Source organism: Pseudomonas sp. IAC-BECa141 (assembly GCF_020544405.1).
In the GTDB taxonomy this organism is placed as follows: domain Bacteria; phylum Pseudomonadota; class Gammaproteobacteria; order Pseudomonadales; family Pseudomonadaceae; genus Aquipseudomonas.
Window position 1 is genome coordinate 266,902 of the sequence record NZ_CP065410.1, and the last position, 16,149, is coordinate 283,050.

Consider the following 16,149-nt stretch of genomic DNA (forward strand, 5'->3'; position numbering starts at 1 on the left):
TCAGCTTTCCCAACCGGCCTGGTACAGCTTGCCGTGGGCCTTATCCAGCGCCGCGCGAACGGCCGGCGAATGCTGGTAGATGTCGACGAACTTGATCAGGCGCGGGTCGTCCTTGGTCTTGGGCTGGATCACGAACTGGATCACGTATTCCTTGTGGTCGAGGCCGTCGAACAGCAACGCGGAGCCGGCATCGAAGGTCTTCGCCAGACGGATGTAGGCCGGGTAGCCCTGGACCAGATCGGCGTCGTCGTAGGCGCGCACCAGTTGCACGGCTTCGACCTGGAGGATCTTGATCTTCTTCGGATTGACGACGATGTCGTCTTCGGTGGCCTTGTAGCCGACACCCGGTTTCAGGGTGATCAGACCGGCCTTGGCCAACAGTTGCAGACCGCGTCCGCTGTTGATCGGGTCGTTGGCGATGGCGACGCTGGCGCCCTCAGGCAGTTCGTCGAAGCTTTTGTATTGCTTCGAGTACAGGCCGACGTTGTTGATGATGCCCGGCGCGAACGGCACCAGGTCGAAACCGGAAGCGGCCTTGGCGTTTTCCAGGAACGGGATGTGCTGGAAGTAGTTCACGTCGATGTCACCGGCGGCGAGGCTGACGTTCGGTGCGATCCAGTCGGTGAACTCCACCAGTTCCACTTTCAGGCCCTGTTTGGAGGCTTCTTCGACGGCCGCTTCCAGCGGAATCGCGAACGCGGCGGTGGTGCCGATTTTCAACGGCGCATCGGCGGCGAACACCGCCGAGCTGAACAGGCCGAAGGCCAGGGCCAGTGCTTTGACTGGGTGGGAGAGCAGTTTCTTGGTCATGGTGGTTTTCCAGTCAGTTGATTCAGCCTGATCGCTCCCACGCGGAGGTGGGAACGATCGGTGCAAGGGTTAGTGTCGGTAGTGGGCGCCCGTGTGTTGCTGCGGCAGGTGCGCTTCGCCGTGAAACAGTTTTTCCCGCAGGCTGCCGGTGTCGTATGCGGTCTTGTACGAGCCGCGCCGTTGCAGTTCGGGAATCACCAGGTCGATGAAATCCACATAGCTTTCCGGGGTGACGATGCGGGTCAGGTTGAAGCCGTCCAGACCGGTCTCGGCGATCCACGATTCCAGCTCATCCGCCACTTGTTGCGGTGAGCCGACCACGGTGATGTAGCGCCCGCCGAGGGCGTGCTGGTCGAGCAATTTGCGCCGGGTCCAGTCGTTGTTCTGCAGGTTCGTGGTGGCGGACTGGATCGCGTTGCTCTTGACGTACTGGATCGGCTCGTCGATTTCGTACCGGGAAAAATCGATCCCGGTGGACGCCGAAAAATGCGCCACACCCGCTTCGGCGCTGGCGTAGCTCAGGTATTCGGCGTGCTTGGCCCAGGCCGCTTCTTCGGTCTCGCCGACGATCACGTTCAGGCCCATGAACACCTTGATGTCCTCCGGGTTGCGACCCGCTTCGACGGCGCTGGCACGGACCTTGTCTACTTGCACCCTGGTCGACGGCTTGTTCTGACCGCTGATGAACACGCACTCGGCATGACGTCCGGCAAACAGCAGACCGCGCTGCGAACTGCCGGCCTGGAACAGCACCGGCGTGCGCTGCGGCGACGGTTCGCACAGGTGATAACCCTCGACCTGATAGAACTCGCCCTTGTGTTCGACCTTGTGCACCTTGTCTGGCTGCGCGTAGATCCGCTGTTGTGGATCGTTGAGTACCGCGCCGTTTTCCCAACTGCCTTCCCAGAGTTTGTAGAGCACTTCGAGGTACTCGTCGGCCTGGTCGTAACGCCGGTCGTGCTCGACCTGTTCGCTCAGGCCCATGGCCTTGGCGGCGCTGTCCAGATAGCCAGTGACAATGTTCCAGCCCACCCGTCCACGGCTCAGGTGATCGAGGGTCGACAGGCGGCGGGCGAACAGATACGGCGGCTCGTAGGTGAGGTTGGCGGTCAGGCCGAAACCGAGGTTTTTGGTCACCGCAGACATCGCCGACACCAGCAGCAGCGGGTCGTTGACCGGCAACTGGATCGACTCTTTCAGGGTGATGTCCACCGAGTTCTGATAGACGTCGTACACGCCGACGATGTCCGCGATGAACAGCCCGTCGAACAGTCCGCGCTCCAGCAGCTGTGCCAGCTCGGTCCAGTATTCGAGGGTCTTGTACTGGGTCGAGGTGTCGCGTGGATGAGTCCACAAGCCGTGGTTGATGTGGCCGATGCAGTTCATGTTGAACGCATTGAGCAGGATCTTTTTCTTGCTCATCAGATGGTCCCTCGCAGCGGAGGGTTTTCATCGTTGAGGTAGTAATTGCCCACCGCGTGATACTTCCAGCGCACCGGGTCGTGCAGGGTGTGCACCCGGGCGTTGCGCCAGTGACGGTCGAGGCCGTGCTCGATCAGGGTGGCCTGGCTGCCGGCCAGTTCAAACAGCGTGCTGCCGGCGGCCAGGGATATTTCGGTGCTGATCGCCCGTGCTTCGGCGACGGCAATCGAGGCTGCTGCGACCGTCTCGGCGTTGGTTTCGGCCTGGGCAGTGTCGAGGAATTCGCCGGCGCGTTCGAGCAAGGCTTCGGTGGCGTGCAGACGAATGCTCAGATAGCCGAAACTCTTGAGGGTCAGCGGGTCTTCGGTGGCCTTGTCGTTGCCCGAATCGATCCATGGCCGGGTCTTGCTGCGCACGAAGTGCAGCGCATCTTCGTAAGCGGCGCGGGCGATGCCGGTGTCGATGGCGGCGTGAAGGATCTGCGCCAGCGGGCCGACCGGGGTCGGGCGTTCGAAAGCACTCTGGAACGCGATGACATCTTCGGCAGCGACATACACGTCTTCGAACACCACCGAACCGCTGCCGGTGGTGCGCTGGCCGAAGCCGCTCCAGTCGTCGATCACGGTCAGGCCTTTGCTGTCGCGCGGGACGAAGGCCAGTTGCTGCACGCCGTTTTCATCGACGACGGACGTTGGAATCCGTTGGGCGTAGATCGCGCCGGTCGCATAGAACTTGCGGCCGTTGATGCGATAGCCGCTGCCGTCGCGTTTGAGGCTGGTGACTCGGTCGTGGGCGGTCCTGGTGCCCAGTTCTGCCAGGGCATTGCCGAAGCGCCGGCCGGCGAGGACTTCGGCGTACAGGCGTTGTTTCTGCTCGTGGCTGCCATTCACCCGAAGCACTTCCAGGGCATAGAAATGGTTCTGTGGAATCTGCCCGAGCGAGCCGTCCGCCCGGGCGATCAGGGCGATGACTTTGGCCAGGGTCACGTTGGATACGCCGGCGCCGCCGTATTCCTTGGGCACGCTGATGCCCCACAGGCCGGAGCGGGAAAACACGTCGAGCTCCGGCAGCGGCAGCCGGCGTTCGCGGTCGCGCAGGTTGCTGTCGCGCTGGAAATCTTCGGCCAGGTCGCTGGCGACGATCAGGGCTTGCTCGTCGCTGGTGATGACCGCGACGGGGTGGGAAAGAGTCATGTGTTTCTCCAGAGATCTGGTCAAAGTGTTCTGGTCGTCAGATCCAGGAATGGCGAGCCGGAAGTTTTCCGTTGAGGCAATAAGCGCCGACCGCGTGGTACTTCCAGCGCACCGGATCGTGCAGGGTGTGGACCCGGGCGTTGCGCCAGTGACGATCGAGGTTGAATTCGGCGAGGGTGGCGCGGCTGCCGGCCAGTTCGAAAAGTTTTTCGCTGGCCAGCAGCGAGATCTCGGTGGTCAGCACCTTGGCTTCGGCCACGGCAATCGAAGCGCGGGCGGCGGATTCGGCGGTCAGTGGCGCGGCGTGCACCTGATCCAGCACTTGCCCGGCCTTGCGCAGCAATGCTTCGGCGGCGTGCAGTTCGATTTTCAGTTTGCCGATGTCGGCGATCACGTAGAGGTCATCGCTGGCCCGCTCGACCCTGGCGTCGATCCACGGCCGGGCGCGGGTCTTGACGAATTCGATGGCGTCATCGATGGCGCCACGGGCGATGCCGGCGTCGATGGCTGCCTGAATCAGCTGCGACACTGCGCCCTGGGTGTTGGGCTTTTCGTTGATTTTCCAGTTGTCCACCACGAGGCCGGCATCGACCCGCACGTTGTTCAACAGGATCGTGCCACTGGCGGTGGTCCGCTGGCCAAAACCCGACCAGTCATCGACGATGCGCAATCCCGGCGTACCGCGACGGACGAAGGCCAGGACTTGCTTGCCGTCATCGTTCAGCGCCTTGACCGCCACCCAGTGGGCGAACAGGGCGCCGGTGGAATAGAACTTCTGGCCGTTGATCACGTAGTCATCGCCGTCGGCGCTGATGCGCGCTTTCAGTTCCAGGGTGTCCCTGGTGCCGCGTTCAGGTCCGGCATTGCCGATGCGCCAGCCTTCGAGCACGCTCTGCAGCAGCTGTTTTTTCTGCTGTTCGGTGGCGCTGCCGAGGATCAGGTTGATGATGCCGAACTGGTTCTGCGGGATCTGTCCCAACGCCGGGTCGGCTGCGGAAATGATCGCGAACACTTCGGCCAGGGTGACGAAGGAAACCTGCGGGCCGCCGAACTCGCGCGGGATGGCGATGCTGCCCAGACCACTGCGGGTGAACTGTTCGATTTCCGACCATGGCAGCTTGCGCTGGCGGTCACGTTGGGCGGCCTGCACGCGAGCGACTTGCGCCAGTTCATGGGCGGCCTTGATGGCTTGATCGTCGTTGCGCAGCACTTGCGCGGGCAACAACAACGGGGCGATGTCCAGGTCACTCTGGACGTTTGCGTCTGCCAGACTGGACATCAGTGCCGCTCCTTGACTGCACGCAATGCCCTGGCGATCTGCACTGGGGTGATTGTGTTCCGGACCATGTTACCTACCTCACATCTCATGAAAGACGCCGCAAAAGTGCGGCGAACGAAAGAATGTCCGGTGGTCCGGTTTATATACCCTAATCGCGTATAAATTTTAAATAAACTAACTTTTGGGAATATGTATAGAAGAGGGCGTGGTCCGTCTGGTTAAGCGTGCGGCGGCGAAGGACGTTGTCCCTCGCCGATCATCGATGCTTATTTTTTTCGCGGCTCTGCTGCCTTCAGCGTTTTCTTGAGCGGCACCTTGAGGTAAGGGTTCACGCAGCCGATTTTCAGCGTTCGCGGCGGCGCCCAGCGCGAGTTGTTGCCGACCCGGTCGAGGATGCAGTAGGTGACGTCCAGCCGCAGATCTTCACCGGCTTCGGTGATGATCGCCGGTGGCACCCAGACCTGGACCGGCTTGCCGATGTCGGCCGGGGTGATGCGCGCCAGGTCCATCCGTACATCGCCCCAGCGCAAGGTGATGGCGTCGTCTTCGGCCATGTTCAGATACGGCTCGATGGTCAGCGGCACGCCGCGTCTGATCTGGTTCGCGTTGACGCCGTTGCGGCGAATGGTGTCGGGCAATGTCACCGGTGCAAGTTGCTGGTTCTCGTCGCCACACAGCGCTGGAGGCTGCCCGCCGGGGCAGTCGAGCTTCACCGTGACCCGCGCGGCTGCCGACAGCGATGGCCCGTGACCCACCCGCATGACCCGATAGTGGATGCGTGACGAGCCGCTGGCGATGAAGCTTTCCGGCACTCGCAGGCTGACCGGGGCAGCGACATCCTGCGCTGTCAGCACATGAGAGGCGACATAGCAGTTGTTCCAGAAAAGTTCGATCAAGTCGCCGGTGTCCATGTCCGGATAGGGCGGTACATCGACCCGCAAGCGGGCCGCTGCCGCGAGGTTGATGCCGTTGGTTTGCGAGGGCGCCAGGCGCGGCGCGGCCAGTTCGGGGATGTGCGAAGTGCGGGTCATGAAATCCTCTCCTTGAAGCCTTGCAGCGAAATCCGTTTCTGAAAGTTCAAAAGACCAGAATGACCTGGTAATAAAAAACAGGACTTCTCGGCCGATCGGTATTGGGTCTTGGTGATGTGCGGGTTGCGATGAGTGACTAGATAAAAGTTCGCCGAATGGCATGTCAACGGACAGGATTGTTTAATTGAAGAATTACGGACTTATCAGAATGCTCCTACATCGATAAAGCACTCTACCTATCCGGCTTGGCGAATCGGGCCACGGATTTTGCCGGGTTTGACGGTTCTGACGTCGATTGGTTTGGGTAGCTGGCTATTCGAAGGGCACTGAATTTAATTACGCCGGGTCTGTTGCAGGACATATATATGTACCGCAATGGATTGATTAAGTTTTTGGCAGGAAGGATGTAAATAAAACTTCCATCCATGGAAGTTTGTGTTCAGGAAAGTTAGCGGCTCAGCCGTTGTTTCTGAACTTGCTGAGGAACTGTCGAGTGCGTTCTTCTTTCGGATTGGCAAACAACGCTTTCGCCTCACCTTGTTCGACGATCACGCCTTTATCGAAAAACACCACGCGGTTGGCCACGTCGCGGGCGAACGCCATTTCGTGGGTTACGATCACCATGGTGCGTTTCTCCTCGGCGAGGCCGCGGATGGTCGCCAGCACTTCACCCACCAGTTCCGGATCGAGGGCCGAGGTCGGCTCGTCGAACAGGATCACTTCCGGCTCCATCGCCAGCGCCCGGGCAATCGCCACGCGCTGTTGCTGGCCACCGGACAGGCGCCGTGGGTAGGCGTCTTCCTTGCCCGCCAGGCCGACCTTGGCCAGCAGCTTCTTGCCCAGGGCAATGGCTGCATCGCGGGGCGTCTTCTTGACCACGATCGGGCCTTCGATGACGTTTTCCAGGGCGGTGCGGTGGGGGAACAGGTTGAAGTTCTGGAACACGAAGCCCACGTGCTGGCGCAGGTTGCGCACCAGGCTCTGCTGCTGGTTCAGCGGGCGGCTGGTATCGATCTCGATCTCGCCGACCTTGATCCGACCGCTGGTGGGTTCTTCGAGGAAGTTCAGGCAACGCAGGAACGTGGTCTTGCCCGAGCCGCTGGGGCCGATGATGGCCACGACCTCGCCTTCCTTCACCTCCAGATCAATGCCGTTGAGCACGACTTGACCCTTGAACTGCTTTGTCAGTTTTTCCACGACAATCATGGGTCAGGACTCCTGGTCGTGCCGATTGACCCGCTCTTCCAGCTTGTTCTGGAAGTGCGACAGCACCGTGGCCAGAATCCAGTAGATCAGCGCGGCGGCAAGATACATGGTGAAGACTTCGAAAGTCCGGGCGGTAATCAGTTGTGCCTGACGGAACAGCTCCGGCACCTGAATGGTGGCGGCCAGTGCGGTGTCCTTGACCAGTGAAATGAAGCTGTTGCCCAGCGGCGGCAAGGCCGTGCGCATGGCCTGCGGCAGGATGGCCCGGCGCAGGGTCTGCGCGCGGGTCATGCCGATGCTCGCAGCGGCTTCCCACTGGCCGCGTTCGATCGAACCGATCGCGGCACGCAGGATTTCACAGGCATAGGCGGCCATGTTCAGCGAGAAGCCGATCAGCGCCGCCGGCAGCGGGTCGAGTTCCATGCCCAATTGCGGCAAGCCGTAATAGATCACGAACAGTTGCACCAGCAACGGCGTGCCGCGAAAGAACGACACGTAGATGCGGGCCAGCCAGCTGACCGACTTGAAACGCGACAGGCGCATCAACGCCAGGCCAAAGCCCAGCAGCAGGCCGAAGAACATGCCGCCGAGGCTGAGGATTACCGTGTAGTACGCGCCCTTCAAGAGGAAGGGCGCGGAGTCCAGTGCGAGTTGGAAAGCCTCTTCCATTATTTGGTGACGTCAGCGTTGAAGTATTTCGTGGACAGCTTCTCAAGGGTGCCGTCGGCACGCAGTTCGTCGAGGGCCTTGTTCACGGCGGCCAGCAGCTCAGGCTCGCCTTTGCGCAGGGCAATACCGGCTTCCTGACGCGAGAAGGCTTCACCGGCAGCGACGGTTTTCGGCGCTTTCTTGGCATATTCCAGCGCAGCCAGACGGTCGATCAGGATGGCGTCGGTACGGCCGTTGTTCAGGTCGGCGAACTTGGTCGGATCATCGTCGTAGGTGCGAACGTCGGCACCCGGCACGTTGGCGCGGACCCACTGTTCGTAGTTGGTGCCCAGACCCACGCCGACTTTCTTGCCGGACAGGTCAGCGGCGGACTTGATGTTCAGCGCGGCGGCCTTGTCTTTCAGCACCAGCGCCTGAATCCCGGAAACGGTGTACGGCTCGGAGAAGTCATATTTCTTCTTGCGCTCGTCGGAGATGGTCACCTGATTGACCACGACGTCCAGACGTTTGGATTCCAGGGCCGCGAGGATGCCGTCCCATTTGGTCGGCTGGATCTTGGCCTTCACGCCCAGCTTCTTGGCCAGTGCTTCGGACAGCTCGACTTCGAAACCGGACAGCTTGCCGTTCTCGTCAACGAAGCTGAATGGTGGGTAAGTGCCTTCCAGGCCGACGTTGATAACGCCTTTGTCCTTGATCTGTTGCAGTTGTTCACCGGCAACGGCGCTGCTGATCAGACCGGCGCTCAGTGCCAGGCCCAGCGAACCTACCAGCAGATTTCGACGTAGTGCGGAAAGAATCATGACAAGCCCCTGTGTTTTCTTATGGAAGACGCTTAAGGAAAGTTGGCGAATCCGGGAATTGGACGACAGCGCTATCCTGCCTTAAAGCAGCTTATGCGTCTCTCGCGAAATTCGCCTGCGGCGAGACTATATGCCGGCTCTTTTAGAATGGAAAATAATGAATTTTCAATTTGTTATTCTTCTTTGGAATATTTGTTGTTGTTTTGCGAGTGTTCCCTGGCTCCGCGTCCCCTTTGAAAGGGGACACGGAGCATCCCGGGCTGCATTCCCATGCAGGGCGTGGGGAACGAGCGCTGCGGTACGCGCTTCGAATTACAGAAAGTCCTTGTAAGCGAACAACGCCGGAGCGCCGCCGGTGTGCAGGAAGATGATCGGGCCTTCATCGAAGCGCCCGCGTCCGATACCGTCGAGCAGCCCGGCCATGGCTTTGCCGGTGTAGACCGGATCGAGCAGCACCGCGTCCTGGCTGGCCAGCAGCTTCACTGCCGACAGCGTCCCGGCATTTGGCTCGCCATAGCGCGGGCCGAAGTATTCGTCCCACAGCTCGACCTTGAAGCTGTCCGGCAGCGCCACGCCCAGCAGGTCGGCGGTGCGTTCGGCCAAGCCCTGGACTTTCGGGCGCTGATCTTCTTCGCTGCGCGAAACCGTTACGCCGATCACCGGCAGTTGCGGCAGGGCTTCGCTCAACGCCAACGCCAGACCGCTGTGGGTGCCGGCACTGCCCGAGGCCAGGACCACGGCGGAAAATTGCAGCCCGGTGTCCTTGATCTGCTCAGCCAGCTCCAGACCGGCGCGCACGTAACCCAGCGCGCCGAGGGCGTTGGAGCCACCGATCGGCACCAGATACGGCTTCTTGCCGTTGCTGCGCAGGCGCACGGCGAGGGCGGCCAGTTGTTCGTCGGCGTTATCGAGGTTGTCGACCAGCTCGACCTTGGTGTCGAACAGATCCAGCAGCAGGCGGTTGCCGTTGCCGGTGTAGTTGCTGTCATCGGTGCCCAGCGGATTTTCCAGCAGGGCCACGCAGCCCAGGCCCAGTTTCGCGGCCAGCGCGGCGGTCTGGCGAACGTGGTTCGATTGCAGTGCGCCGGCGGTGATCAGGGTGTCCGCGCCTTGGGCGAGGGCATCGGCGGCGAGGTATTCAAGCTTGCGCAGCTTGTTGCCGCCCATGGCCAGCGGCGTCAGGTCATCGCGCTTGATGTAGACATCGCGGCCGAGCCAGGTGGACAGGCGTTCAAGTTTTTCCAGTGGGGTCGGTTGGCCGAGCAGGTCGAGGCGGTTAAAGCGTTGCAGCTGTTGTTTGATCGGTTGTGTGGACATGGTTCCGTACTGGCGGAGGAAGATCACAGGACTATAGGCACGCCGATTTTCCGGGGCAACCGCCAATCGCTTATAGCCAAAAGTGCTTGGGCCAGCACTATCGGTTCTTAATTCGCGCCCGTGGGCTTGCCGTAAAGTAGTCGCCGTTGACGCGGCCAGACAGTCCGGCCGCCCGTGAGGAGTCTTTACCGTGAGCGAGCGTTCCAGCCATTGGCAATTGCAGACCATCGTCAGCCAGCTGCGTACCGCGCGGGATCAGTGGCGGGCACAAAATGGCCGTGCTTCCGGCGAGCAGGGCGGGCGCGAATTGCCGTCCCGTGATGCGATGGCGCAGATCCTTGAAGCCCTGTGCGGCGCGCTGTTTCCGATGCGGCTGGGGCCGGTGGATCTGCGTGAAGAGAGCGAAGATTTTTACGTCGGGCACACCCTCGATGTTGCGTTGAATGCGTTGCTGGCCCAGGCACGACTTGAACTGCGTTACGTCGCCCGCCACAGCGCCCGGGATGACAGCGAAGTCGAGGCGCAGGCCACCAGGATCATTCAGGATTTCGCTCTGGCGCTGCCGGGCCTGCGCAGTCTGCTCGACACCGATGTGCTGGCGGCGTATCACGGCGATCCGGCGGCGCGCAGCGTCGATGAAGTGCTGCTGTGCTATCCGGGGATTCTGGCGGTGATCCACCATCGTCTGGCTCACCATTTGTACAGCGCAGGCCTGCCGCTGCTGGCGCGGATCAGTTCGGAAATCGCCCACTCGGCAACCGGCATCGATATTCACCCGGGCGCGCAGATCGGCCGCAGTTTCTTCATCGATCACGGGACGGGAGTGGTGATCGGCGAGACCGCGATCATTGGCGAGCGCGTTCGGATCTATCAGGCGGTGACCCTCGGCGCCAAACGCTTCCCGGCGGACGAGGACGGCCAGTTGCAGAAGGGCCATCCGCGGCATCCGATCGTCGAGGACGACGTGGTGATCTACGCCGGAGCGACGATTCTCGGGCGGATCACCATCGGCAAAGGCTCGACCATCGGCGGCAACGTCTGGCTGACCCGCAGCGTGCCGGCCGGGTGCAACCTGACCCAGGCCAATCTGCAGCATGATGACGGGACACAGAAGTAACACTTGCGCCTCATCGTTCCCGCGCAAGGCGGGAACGATCGCTCTCACTAAAGCGTCATACCCCTCCTTGAGCTAGCGTACGAAAGGTACCGCTGAGCCCTGCGATTAGTCCTGAGCGTACTATCCATGTTTAACTTGAACGTTCATTCAAGTTAAACCGGCGGTTCGCTGCCCGCTCACAACAGGAGGCTTGCCTTTGCTGAGTCCGATCATTTCAGCCATTTTCCAACCCCGTGAGGTGCACCGTTCATGAGCGCATCCTCCACCCCCGCCAGCGGTCTGGTGCGCATGAATCCACCGGTGTTCTGGTTCGCCGCAACGGTGATCCTGCTGTTCGGCCTGACGGTCATCGCCATGCCGGAACAGGCCGGCGCCTGGCTTCTCGAAGCGCAGAACTGGGCGGCCAACACGGTCGGCTGGTACTACATGCTCGCGATGACCCTCTATCTGATCTTCGTGGTGGTCACCGCATTGTCGGGCTACGGCAAGATCAAACTCGGTGCCGACCACGACGAACCCGAATTCAGTTACCTGTCCTGGGCCGGCATGCTGTTCGCCGCCGGGATCAGCATCACGCTGTTTTTCTTCTGCGTGTCCGAACCGCTGACCCACATGATCCAGCCGCCGCAAGGCGAGGCCGGCACGGCTGAAGCGGCGCGTCAGGGGATGCAGATTCTGTTTCTGCACTGGGGTCTGCACGGCTGGGGCGTGTTCGCTTTCGTCGGCATGGCGCTGGCGTATTTCGCCTACCGGCACAACCTGCCGCTGGCCCTGCGTTCGGCGCTGTACCCGCTGATCGGCAAGCGCATCAATGGCCCCATCGGTTACGCGGTGGACGGCTTCGGCATCATCGCCACGGTGTTCGGCCTCGGTGCGGACATGGGCTTCGGCGTGCTCCATCTCAACTCGGGTCTGGATTACCTGTTTGGCATCGCTCACACCCAGTGGATTCAGGTCGGCCTGATTACGTTGATGATGGGCGCGGCGATCATCGTGGCCGTCTCCGGCGTGGATAAAGGCGTGCGGGTCATGTCCGACATCAACATGCTGCTGGCCTGCGCGCTGCTGCTGTTCGTGTTGTTCGCCGGCCCCACACAGCATCTGCTCAACACCCTGATCCAGAATCTGGGCGACTACCTCGGCGCGTTGCCGATGAAGAGTTTCGACCTCTACGCCTACAACAAACCGAGCGACTGGCTCGGCGGCTGGACGGTGTTCTACTGGGCCTGGTGGATTGCATGGTCGCCGTTCGTGGGCCTGTTCATCGCACGGATTTCCCGTGGCCGGACCATCCGCGAATTCGTCTTCGGCGTGCTGCTGATCCCGCTCGGTTTCACCCTGGCGTGGATGTCGATCTTCGGCAACAGCGCCATCGACCAGGTGCTCAATCACGGTATGTCGGCTCTGGGCATGTCGGCCCTAGACAACCCGTCGATGACCCTCTACCTGTTGCTGGAAACCTACCCGTGGAGCAAGACCGTCATTGCGGTGACGGTGTTTATCAGCTTCGTGTTCTTCGTCACGTCTGCCGACTCCGGCACTGTGGTGCTCTCGACCCTGTCGGCCAAGGGCGGAAACCCGGATGAAGACGGGCCGAAATGGCTGCGGGTGTTCTGGGGCGCGATGACCGCACTGATCACCAGTGCGCTGCTGTTCTCCGGCAGCATCGATGCGCTGAAGTCGGCGGTGGTGCTGACCTCGCTGCCCTTCTCGATGATTCTGCTGCTGATGATGTGGGGCCTGCACAAAGCCTTCTATCTGGAGTCGCAGAAGCAGATCGCGCAACTGCATTCGCTGGCGCCGGTGTCCGGCTCACGGCGGGGCAAGGGCGGCTGGCGTCAGCGCCTGAGTCAGGCCGTGCACTTCCCGTCGCGGGACGAGGTGTACCGCTTCATGGACACCACGGTGAAACCGGCCATCGAGGAAGTGACGGCCGTGTTCGCCGAGAAAGGGCTCAATGTCGTTACGCAACCCGATCCGGCGCACGACAGCGTCAGCCTGGAAATCGGTCACGGCGAGCAGCACCCTTTCATCTACCAGGTGCAGATGCGCGGCTACTTCACTCCTTCGTTCGCCCGCGGTGGCATGGGCTCCAAGCAGCTCAACAATCGCCGCTATTACCGCGCCGAAGTGCATCTGAGCGAGGGCAGTCAGGACTACGATCTGGTCGGTTACACGAAAGAGCAGATCATCAACGACATCCTCGACCAGTACGAACGGCACATGCAGTTCCTGCATCTGGTGCGTTGATCGGGGCAGGGCGCCGGGACGTTTTCAGGTCTCGGCGCTCAGCACCATGAACAACACCATCGCCGCAATCGGCACGCCGAACACGGCACTGCCGATCGCAATCTCCGACCCCAGCGTCTGCCCGGCGTGCACCACGCCGACCGCCCCGTTGATCACCGTCAACGCCAGCCACAACGCCGCGAAGCCATAGGCCAGCGTCTGCCGACTGAAGCCGATGCGCTCGCCGATGTAGAACATCAGCGCCAGCAGGATCAGGCCGAAGAAGATGATGATTGCGGTGTGCATGGTCGGGATCTACCAGTGGATGGGAGTCGTCCTGGCTTTGCTCGTGTTGAGCATAGGTCAGCTGTCGGGCTCATGCTGATCGACACATTTCGCCACGTATACATCTGTTTATGAGAGCTGTGTGCCAGGGCGCGTCCACCGCCGATCTGGCGATTAAACACGCGCCTGTCCACTAGGCTAATATCTCTCCAAGTGTGTATGGTGTGTATTGATGAAGAAGGACAGCTCTTAAAGTACGCAGCTCTTGCTGTCGAACGGGGCGAAGGAAATGCGTAGTCGGGAAATGATCAGGATGATCGAGGAGGATGGATGGTATCTGGTCGCCGTCAAAGGCAGTCACCACCAATACAAACATCCGGGCAAGCCAGGGAGGGTGACGATCAAGCATCCGGATTCAGATCTTCCCAAGGGAACGATCAACAGCATCTTGAAACAGGCGGGTTTGAAATGAAGCCCGTCATTGGAAACGAAATTCCCTTAATGGACATGTCAGAGGAAGGATTCACTTACATGAAATTCCCGGTCGTTCTGCACAAGGATGCCGACTCAGACTACGGAGTGATTATCCCGGATGTACCCGGGTGCTTCTCCGCAGGCACTACGGTAGCCGAAGCATTTGACAACACTCAGGAGGCACTGGCCTTGCACTATGAAGGACTGGTCGCTGATGGCGCACCGTTGCCTCGGGTTCAGGACATTGATGCCCATCTCGAGAATCCGGATTACGCCGGCGGTATCTGGGGTGTAGTCGAGTTTGATATCACTCCCTACTTCGGCAAGTCGGTGCGCTTCAACGCTACGCTCCCGGAGCAGTTGCTGGAGCGTATTGACCAGACTGTACGACGTGATCAGCGTTACAGCTCTCGCTCCGGATTTCTGGCTGCTGCTGCCTTGCGTGAATTGTCAGCTTAAGGCCGATTTACAGAATTCTGGGTCAGGTACTTTCTCGCTCGATGACTTGGCATTGCAGCAAATTAAGTCGCTGCACCTCATCGCTCGGCAGCACGCCCAGGCTTTCCAGCACCCGCGTCGCCGCGAGTACGCCGATCTCCAGCGCCGGCGGTTTGATGGTGCTCAGGCTCGGCAGCAGCATCTCGGCAAACGGGTAATCGCCGAAGCCGAGGACGGCGCAGTCTTCGGGGATCTTGAGGCCGGCGCGTTGCCCGGCGAGCAGGCCGCCGGCGGCGAGGTTGTCGTTGGCGAAGATGATGGCGTCCGGGCGTTGTGAGGCGTTCATCAGCGCTTCCATTCCTTGCTTGCCGGCCTCGAACGGGGCGTGATCGGCGTCCGGTGCGAACACCCACGGTTCCAGACCGAATTCACGCATGGTCGCGGCGTAACCGTCGCGGCGTTCCAGTGCGCTGAAGTCACCTGGCGCGCTGTTCTGCACGAAGGCGATTCGCCGATAGCCCTTGCCGTGCAAATAACGAGCGGCGTTGACCCCCACTTCGAAGTGCGAGAAACCGATCTGAATCGGTTCGCGATCCGGTTGGTAATCCCAGGTCTCGATCACCGGGATATCCGCTTCGGCGAGCATCTTTTCCGTGCCCGGACTGTGGAAGTGACTGGTCACCACCAGCGCCGCCGGTGACCAGCCGAGGAATGCCCGTACCGCGTTTTCTTCTTGCTCCGCGCTGAAGTAACTCGAGGCCAGCAGCAGTTGGTAGCCATGAAGTTCCTTGAATACGTCGGCGGCCTGTTCTACATGCACGGCATGGATGACGAGACCTATCAGCGCACGCTGACCACTACCACGCGCACAGATCGCGGCGTTGCCGATTACAGCACCACCAGCGACAGCTATGCAGTGTTCGGCGAGAGCACGCTGAATTTCACTTCGGACTTGCGTGGCATCGCCGGCCTGCGCTACACCCACGACGATCTGGAATACGATCACCGTCGAGTTTCCACTTCCGCCACCACCGTCAGCGGCATTCAACCGGCCACCAGGAGTTCCGGTTCGGTGGACGAGGACGGTTGGTCCGGCCGGCTCGGTTTGCAATACGACCTGAGCGATACCGTCACCACTTATCTGACTTACTCGCGCGGCTACAAAGGCCCGGCCTACAACGTGTTCTTCAACATGCAGCCGCGCGACACCGAAGCGCTGAAACCGGAAACCTCCAACACCTGGGAGGCGGGTATCAAAGCCTCAAGCTGGAATAATCGCCTGACCACCAACCTCGCGGTTTTCCACAGCGACTACGACAACTATCAGGCGAACTTCTTCGACACCGTCGCCGGGCAAGTCGTAACTCGGCTAATCAACGCCGGCAGCGTCAGCACCGAGGGTGTGGAACTTGATTTCGCTCTGCAGGCGACCCAGCAACTGAAGTTCTCCGGCGCGCTGGCCTACACCCGCGCCCGGATTGATGAGTTCGCCTGCCCGGCCGGTGCGGCGGCGTCGTGCAACGTCAACGGCAAACCGCTGCCGTTCAGCCCGGACTGGAAAAGCTACGTGCGGGCCGACTACACCATCGCGCTGGATAACGGCCTGGATATCGAACTCGGCACCGACTACAGCTGGCAGAGCGAAGTGCAGTACGACATCAGCCAGAACGCCGACACCAAACAGGGCGCCTACGGTCTCTGGAACGCCAGCGTGGCACTGGCCGATTACTCCAATGGCTGGCGCGTGGCGTTGCTGGGCAAGAACCTCACCGACAAGACGTATTCGCCATTGCTCGCCAGCGGTGGCAACTACATCTACCGCGCTGTGCCGCGCGACGACGAGCGCTACTTCGGCGTGCAACTGCGCAAGGACTTCTGA

Annotated in this window: 15 protein-coding genes and 1 pseudogene; 5 read left to right on the forward strand and 11 right to left on the reverse strand. The window is 60.9% G+C overall.

The genetic code is table 11. From position 1 onward, the window contains the following. From I5961_RS01165 to I5961_RS01205, 9 genes are all read right to left on the reverse strand, one after another. Complete coding sequence (locus I5961_RS01165) at positions 1–810, reverse strand: MetQ/NlpA family ABC transporter substrate-binding protein (RefSeq protein ID WP_227234106.1); 810 nt, start codon at positions 808–810, stop codon at positions 1–3. A 69-nt stretch (positions 811–879) separates the two neighbouring features. Then, positions 880–2,232, reverse strand: a complete 1,353-nt coding sequence (locus I5961_RS01170; protein ID WP_227234108.1) for an LLM class flavin-dependent oxidoreductase — start codon at positions 2,230–2,232, stop codon at positions 880–882. After that, the gene (locus I5961_RS01175; RefSeq protein WP_227234109.1) at positions 2,232–3,425 is read right to left on the reverse strand and encodes an SfnB family sulfur acquisition oxidoreductase; all 1,194 of its coding nucleotides are present in this window, start codon (positions 3,423–3,425) and stop codon (positions 2,232–2,234) included. Before I5961_RS01175 ends, I5961_RS01170 begins: the two co-directional genes overlap by 1 nt. Before the next feature lie 37 nt (positions 3,426–3,462). Continuing rightward, positions 3,463–4,704, reverse strand: coding sequence for an SfnB family sulfur acquisition oxidoreductase (locus I5961_RS01180; protein WP_227234111.1), 1,242 nt, complete (start codon positions 4,702–4,704; stop codon positions 3,463–3,465). Between the two features lie 266 nt (positions 4,705–4,970). After that, positions 4,971–5,735, reverse strand: coding sequence for a hypothetical protein (locus tag I5961_RS01185; protein WP_085697992.1), 765 nt, complete (start codon positions 5,733–5,735; stop codon positions 4,971–4,973). Between the two features lie 456 nt (positions 5,736–6,191). Next, complete coding sequence (tcyN, locus tag I5961_RS01190) at positions 6,192–6,941, reverse strand: L-cystine ABC transporter ATP-binding protein TcyN (RefSeq protein ID WP_064382730.1); 750 nt, start codon at positions 6,939–6,941, stop codon at positions 6,192–6,194. 3 nt (positions 6,942–6,944) lie between these two features. Then, entirely contained in the window at positions 6,945–7,610 is a 666-nt protein-coding gene (gene tcyL / locus I5961_RS01195; RefSeq protein ID WP_011331947.1) for a cystine ABC transporter permease, read from the reverse strand. After that, positions 7,610–8,410, reverse strand: coding sequence for a cystine ABC transporter substrate-binding protein (gene tcyJ / locus I5961_RS01200; RefSeq protein ID WP_227234112.1), 801 nt, complete (start codon positions 8,408–8,410; stop codon positions 7,610–7,612). Before tcyJ ends, tcyL begins: the two co-directional genes overlap by 1 nt. A gap of 312 nt (positions 8,411–8,722) precedes the next feature. Next, a complete protein-coding gene (locus tag I5961_RS01205; protein ID WP_085702744.1) occupies positions 8,723–9,727 on the reverse strand; it encodes a D-cysteine desulfhydrase in 1,005 nt (334 codons plus the stop codon). Between the two features lie 190 nt (positions 9,728–9,917). On the opposite strand from I5961_RS01205, the gene epsC reads away from it, so the two are divergent. Further along, positions 9,918–10,844 (forward strand): serine O-acetyltransferase EpsC, encoded by a 927-nt coding sequence (gene epsC, locus I5961_RS01210; protein WP_227234114.1) that lies wholly within the window; start codon positions 9,918–9,920, stop codon positions 10,842–10,844. A gap of 288 nt (positions 10,845–11,132) precedes the next feature. Beyond that, the gene (gene betT, locus I5961_RS01215) at positions 11,133–13,094 is read left to right on the forward strand and encodes a choline transporter BetT (RefSeq protein ID WP_176247724.1); all 1,962 of its coding nucleotides are present in this window, start codon (positions 11,133–11,135) and stop codon (positions 13,092–13,094) included. A gap of 24 nt (positions 13,095–13,118) precedes the next feature. On the opposite strand, the gene I5961_RS01220 is transcribed toward betT, so the two are convergent. Further along, positions 13,119–13,379 (reverse strand): hypothetical protein, encoded by a 261-nt coding sequence (locus I5961_RS01220; protein ID WP_085697997.1) that lies wholly within the window; start codon positions 13,377–13,379, stop codon positions 13,119–13,121. A gap of 268 nt (positions 13,380–13,647) precedes the next feature. Between I5961_RS01220 and I5961_RS01225 the strand changes: the two genes are divergently transcribed. Together I5961_RS01225 and I5961_RS01230 are read left to right on the forward strand one after the other, a co-directional pair. Next, entirely contained in the window at positions 13,648–13,830 is a 183-nt protein-coding gene (locus I5961_RS01225; RefSeq protein WP_065261145.1) for a type II toxin-antitoxin system HicA family toxin, read from the forward strand. Beyond that, positions 13,827–14,291 (forward strand): type II toxin-antitoxin system HicB family antitoxin, encoded by a 465-nt coding sequence (locus tag I5961_RS01230; RefSeq protein WP_371917921.1) that lies wholly within the window; start codon positions 13,827–13,829, stop codon positions 14,289–14,291. The genes I5961_RS01225 and I5961_RS01230 overlap by 4 nt, the downstream gene beginning before the upstream one ends. Positions 14,292–14,313: 22 nt before the next feature. Here the strand turns inward: I5961_RS01230 and I5961_RS01235 are convergent, their stop codons facing one another. Then, positions 14,314–15,276 carry a substrate-binding domain-containing protein gene (locus I5961_RS01235; protein WP_371917922.1) on the reverse strand — a complete coding sequence of 321 codons (963 nt, stop codon included), beginning with the start codon at positions 15,274–15,276 and terminating at the stop codon, positions 14,314–14,316. On the opposite strand from I5961_RS01235, the pseudogene I5961_RS01240 reads away from it, so the two are divergent. Beyond that, positions 15,157–16,149, forward strand: a pseudogene (locus I5961_RS01240) (TonB-dependent receptor); the annotation flags it as partial. The gene I5961_RS01235 and the pseudogene I5961_RS01240 overlap by 120 nt on opposite strands.

What these genes read in the sequence shown, in the direction of transcription:
- betT (WP_176247724.1), top strand. Translation starts at nt 11,133, where the DNA reads ATGAATCCACCGGTGTTCTGGTTCGCCGCAACGGTGATCCTGCTGTTC.
- tcyJ (WP_227234112.1), bottom strand. Translation starts at nt 8,410, where the DNA reads ATGATTCTTTCCGCACTACGTCGAAATCTGCTGGTAGGTTCGCTGGGC.
- tcyN (WP_064382730.1), bottom strand. Translation starts at nt 6,941, where the DNA reads ATGATTGTCGTGGAAAAACTGACAAAGCAGTTCAAGGGTCAAGTCGTG.
- I5961_RS01165 (WP_227234106.1), bottom strand. Translation starts at nt 810, where the DNA reads ATGACCAAGAAACTGCTCTCCCACCCAGTCAAAGCACTGGCCCTGGCC.
- I5961_RS01230 (WP_371917921.1), top strand. Translation starts at nt 13,827, where the DNA reads ATGAAGCCCGTCATTGGAAACGAAATTCCCTTAATGGACATGTCAGAG.
- I5961_RS01170 (WP_227234108.1), bottom strand. Translation starts at nt 2,232, where the DNA reads ATGAGCAAGAAAAAGATCCTGCTCAATGCGTTCAACATGAACTGCATC.
- I5961_RS01205 (WP_085702744.1), bottom strand. Translation starts at nt 9,727, where the DNA reads ATGTCCACACAACCGATCAAACAACAGCTGCAACGCTTTAACCGCCTC.
- tcyL (WP_011331947.1), bottom strand. Translation starts at nt 7,610, where the DNA reads ATGGAAGAGGCTTTCCAACTCGCACTGGACTCCGCGCCCTTCCTCTTG.
- I5961_RS01175 (WP_227234109.1), bottom strand. Translation starts at nt 3,425, where the DNA reads ATGACTCTTTCCCACCCCGTCGCGGTCATCACCAGCGACGAGCAAGCC.
- I5961_RS01185 (WP_085697992.1), bottom strand. Translation starts at nt 5,735, where the DNA reads ATGACCCGCACTTCGCACATCCCCGAACTGGCCGCGCCGCGCCTGGCG.
- I5961_RS01220 (WP_085697997.1), bottom strand. Translation starts at nt 13,379, where the DNA reads ATGCACACCGCAATCATCATCTTCTTCGGCCTGATCCTGCTGGCGCTG.
- I5961_RS01180 (WP_227234111.1), bottom strand. Translation starts at nt 4,704, where the DNA reads ATGTCCAGTCTGGCAGACGCAAACGTCCAGAGTGACCTGGACATCGCC.
- I5961_RS01225 (WP_065261145.1), top strand. Translation starts at nt 13,648, where the DNA reads ATGCGTAGTCGGGAAATGATCAGGATGATCGAGGAGGATGGATGGTAT.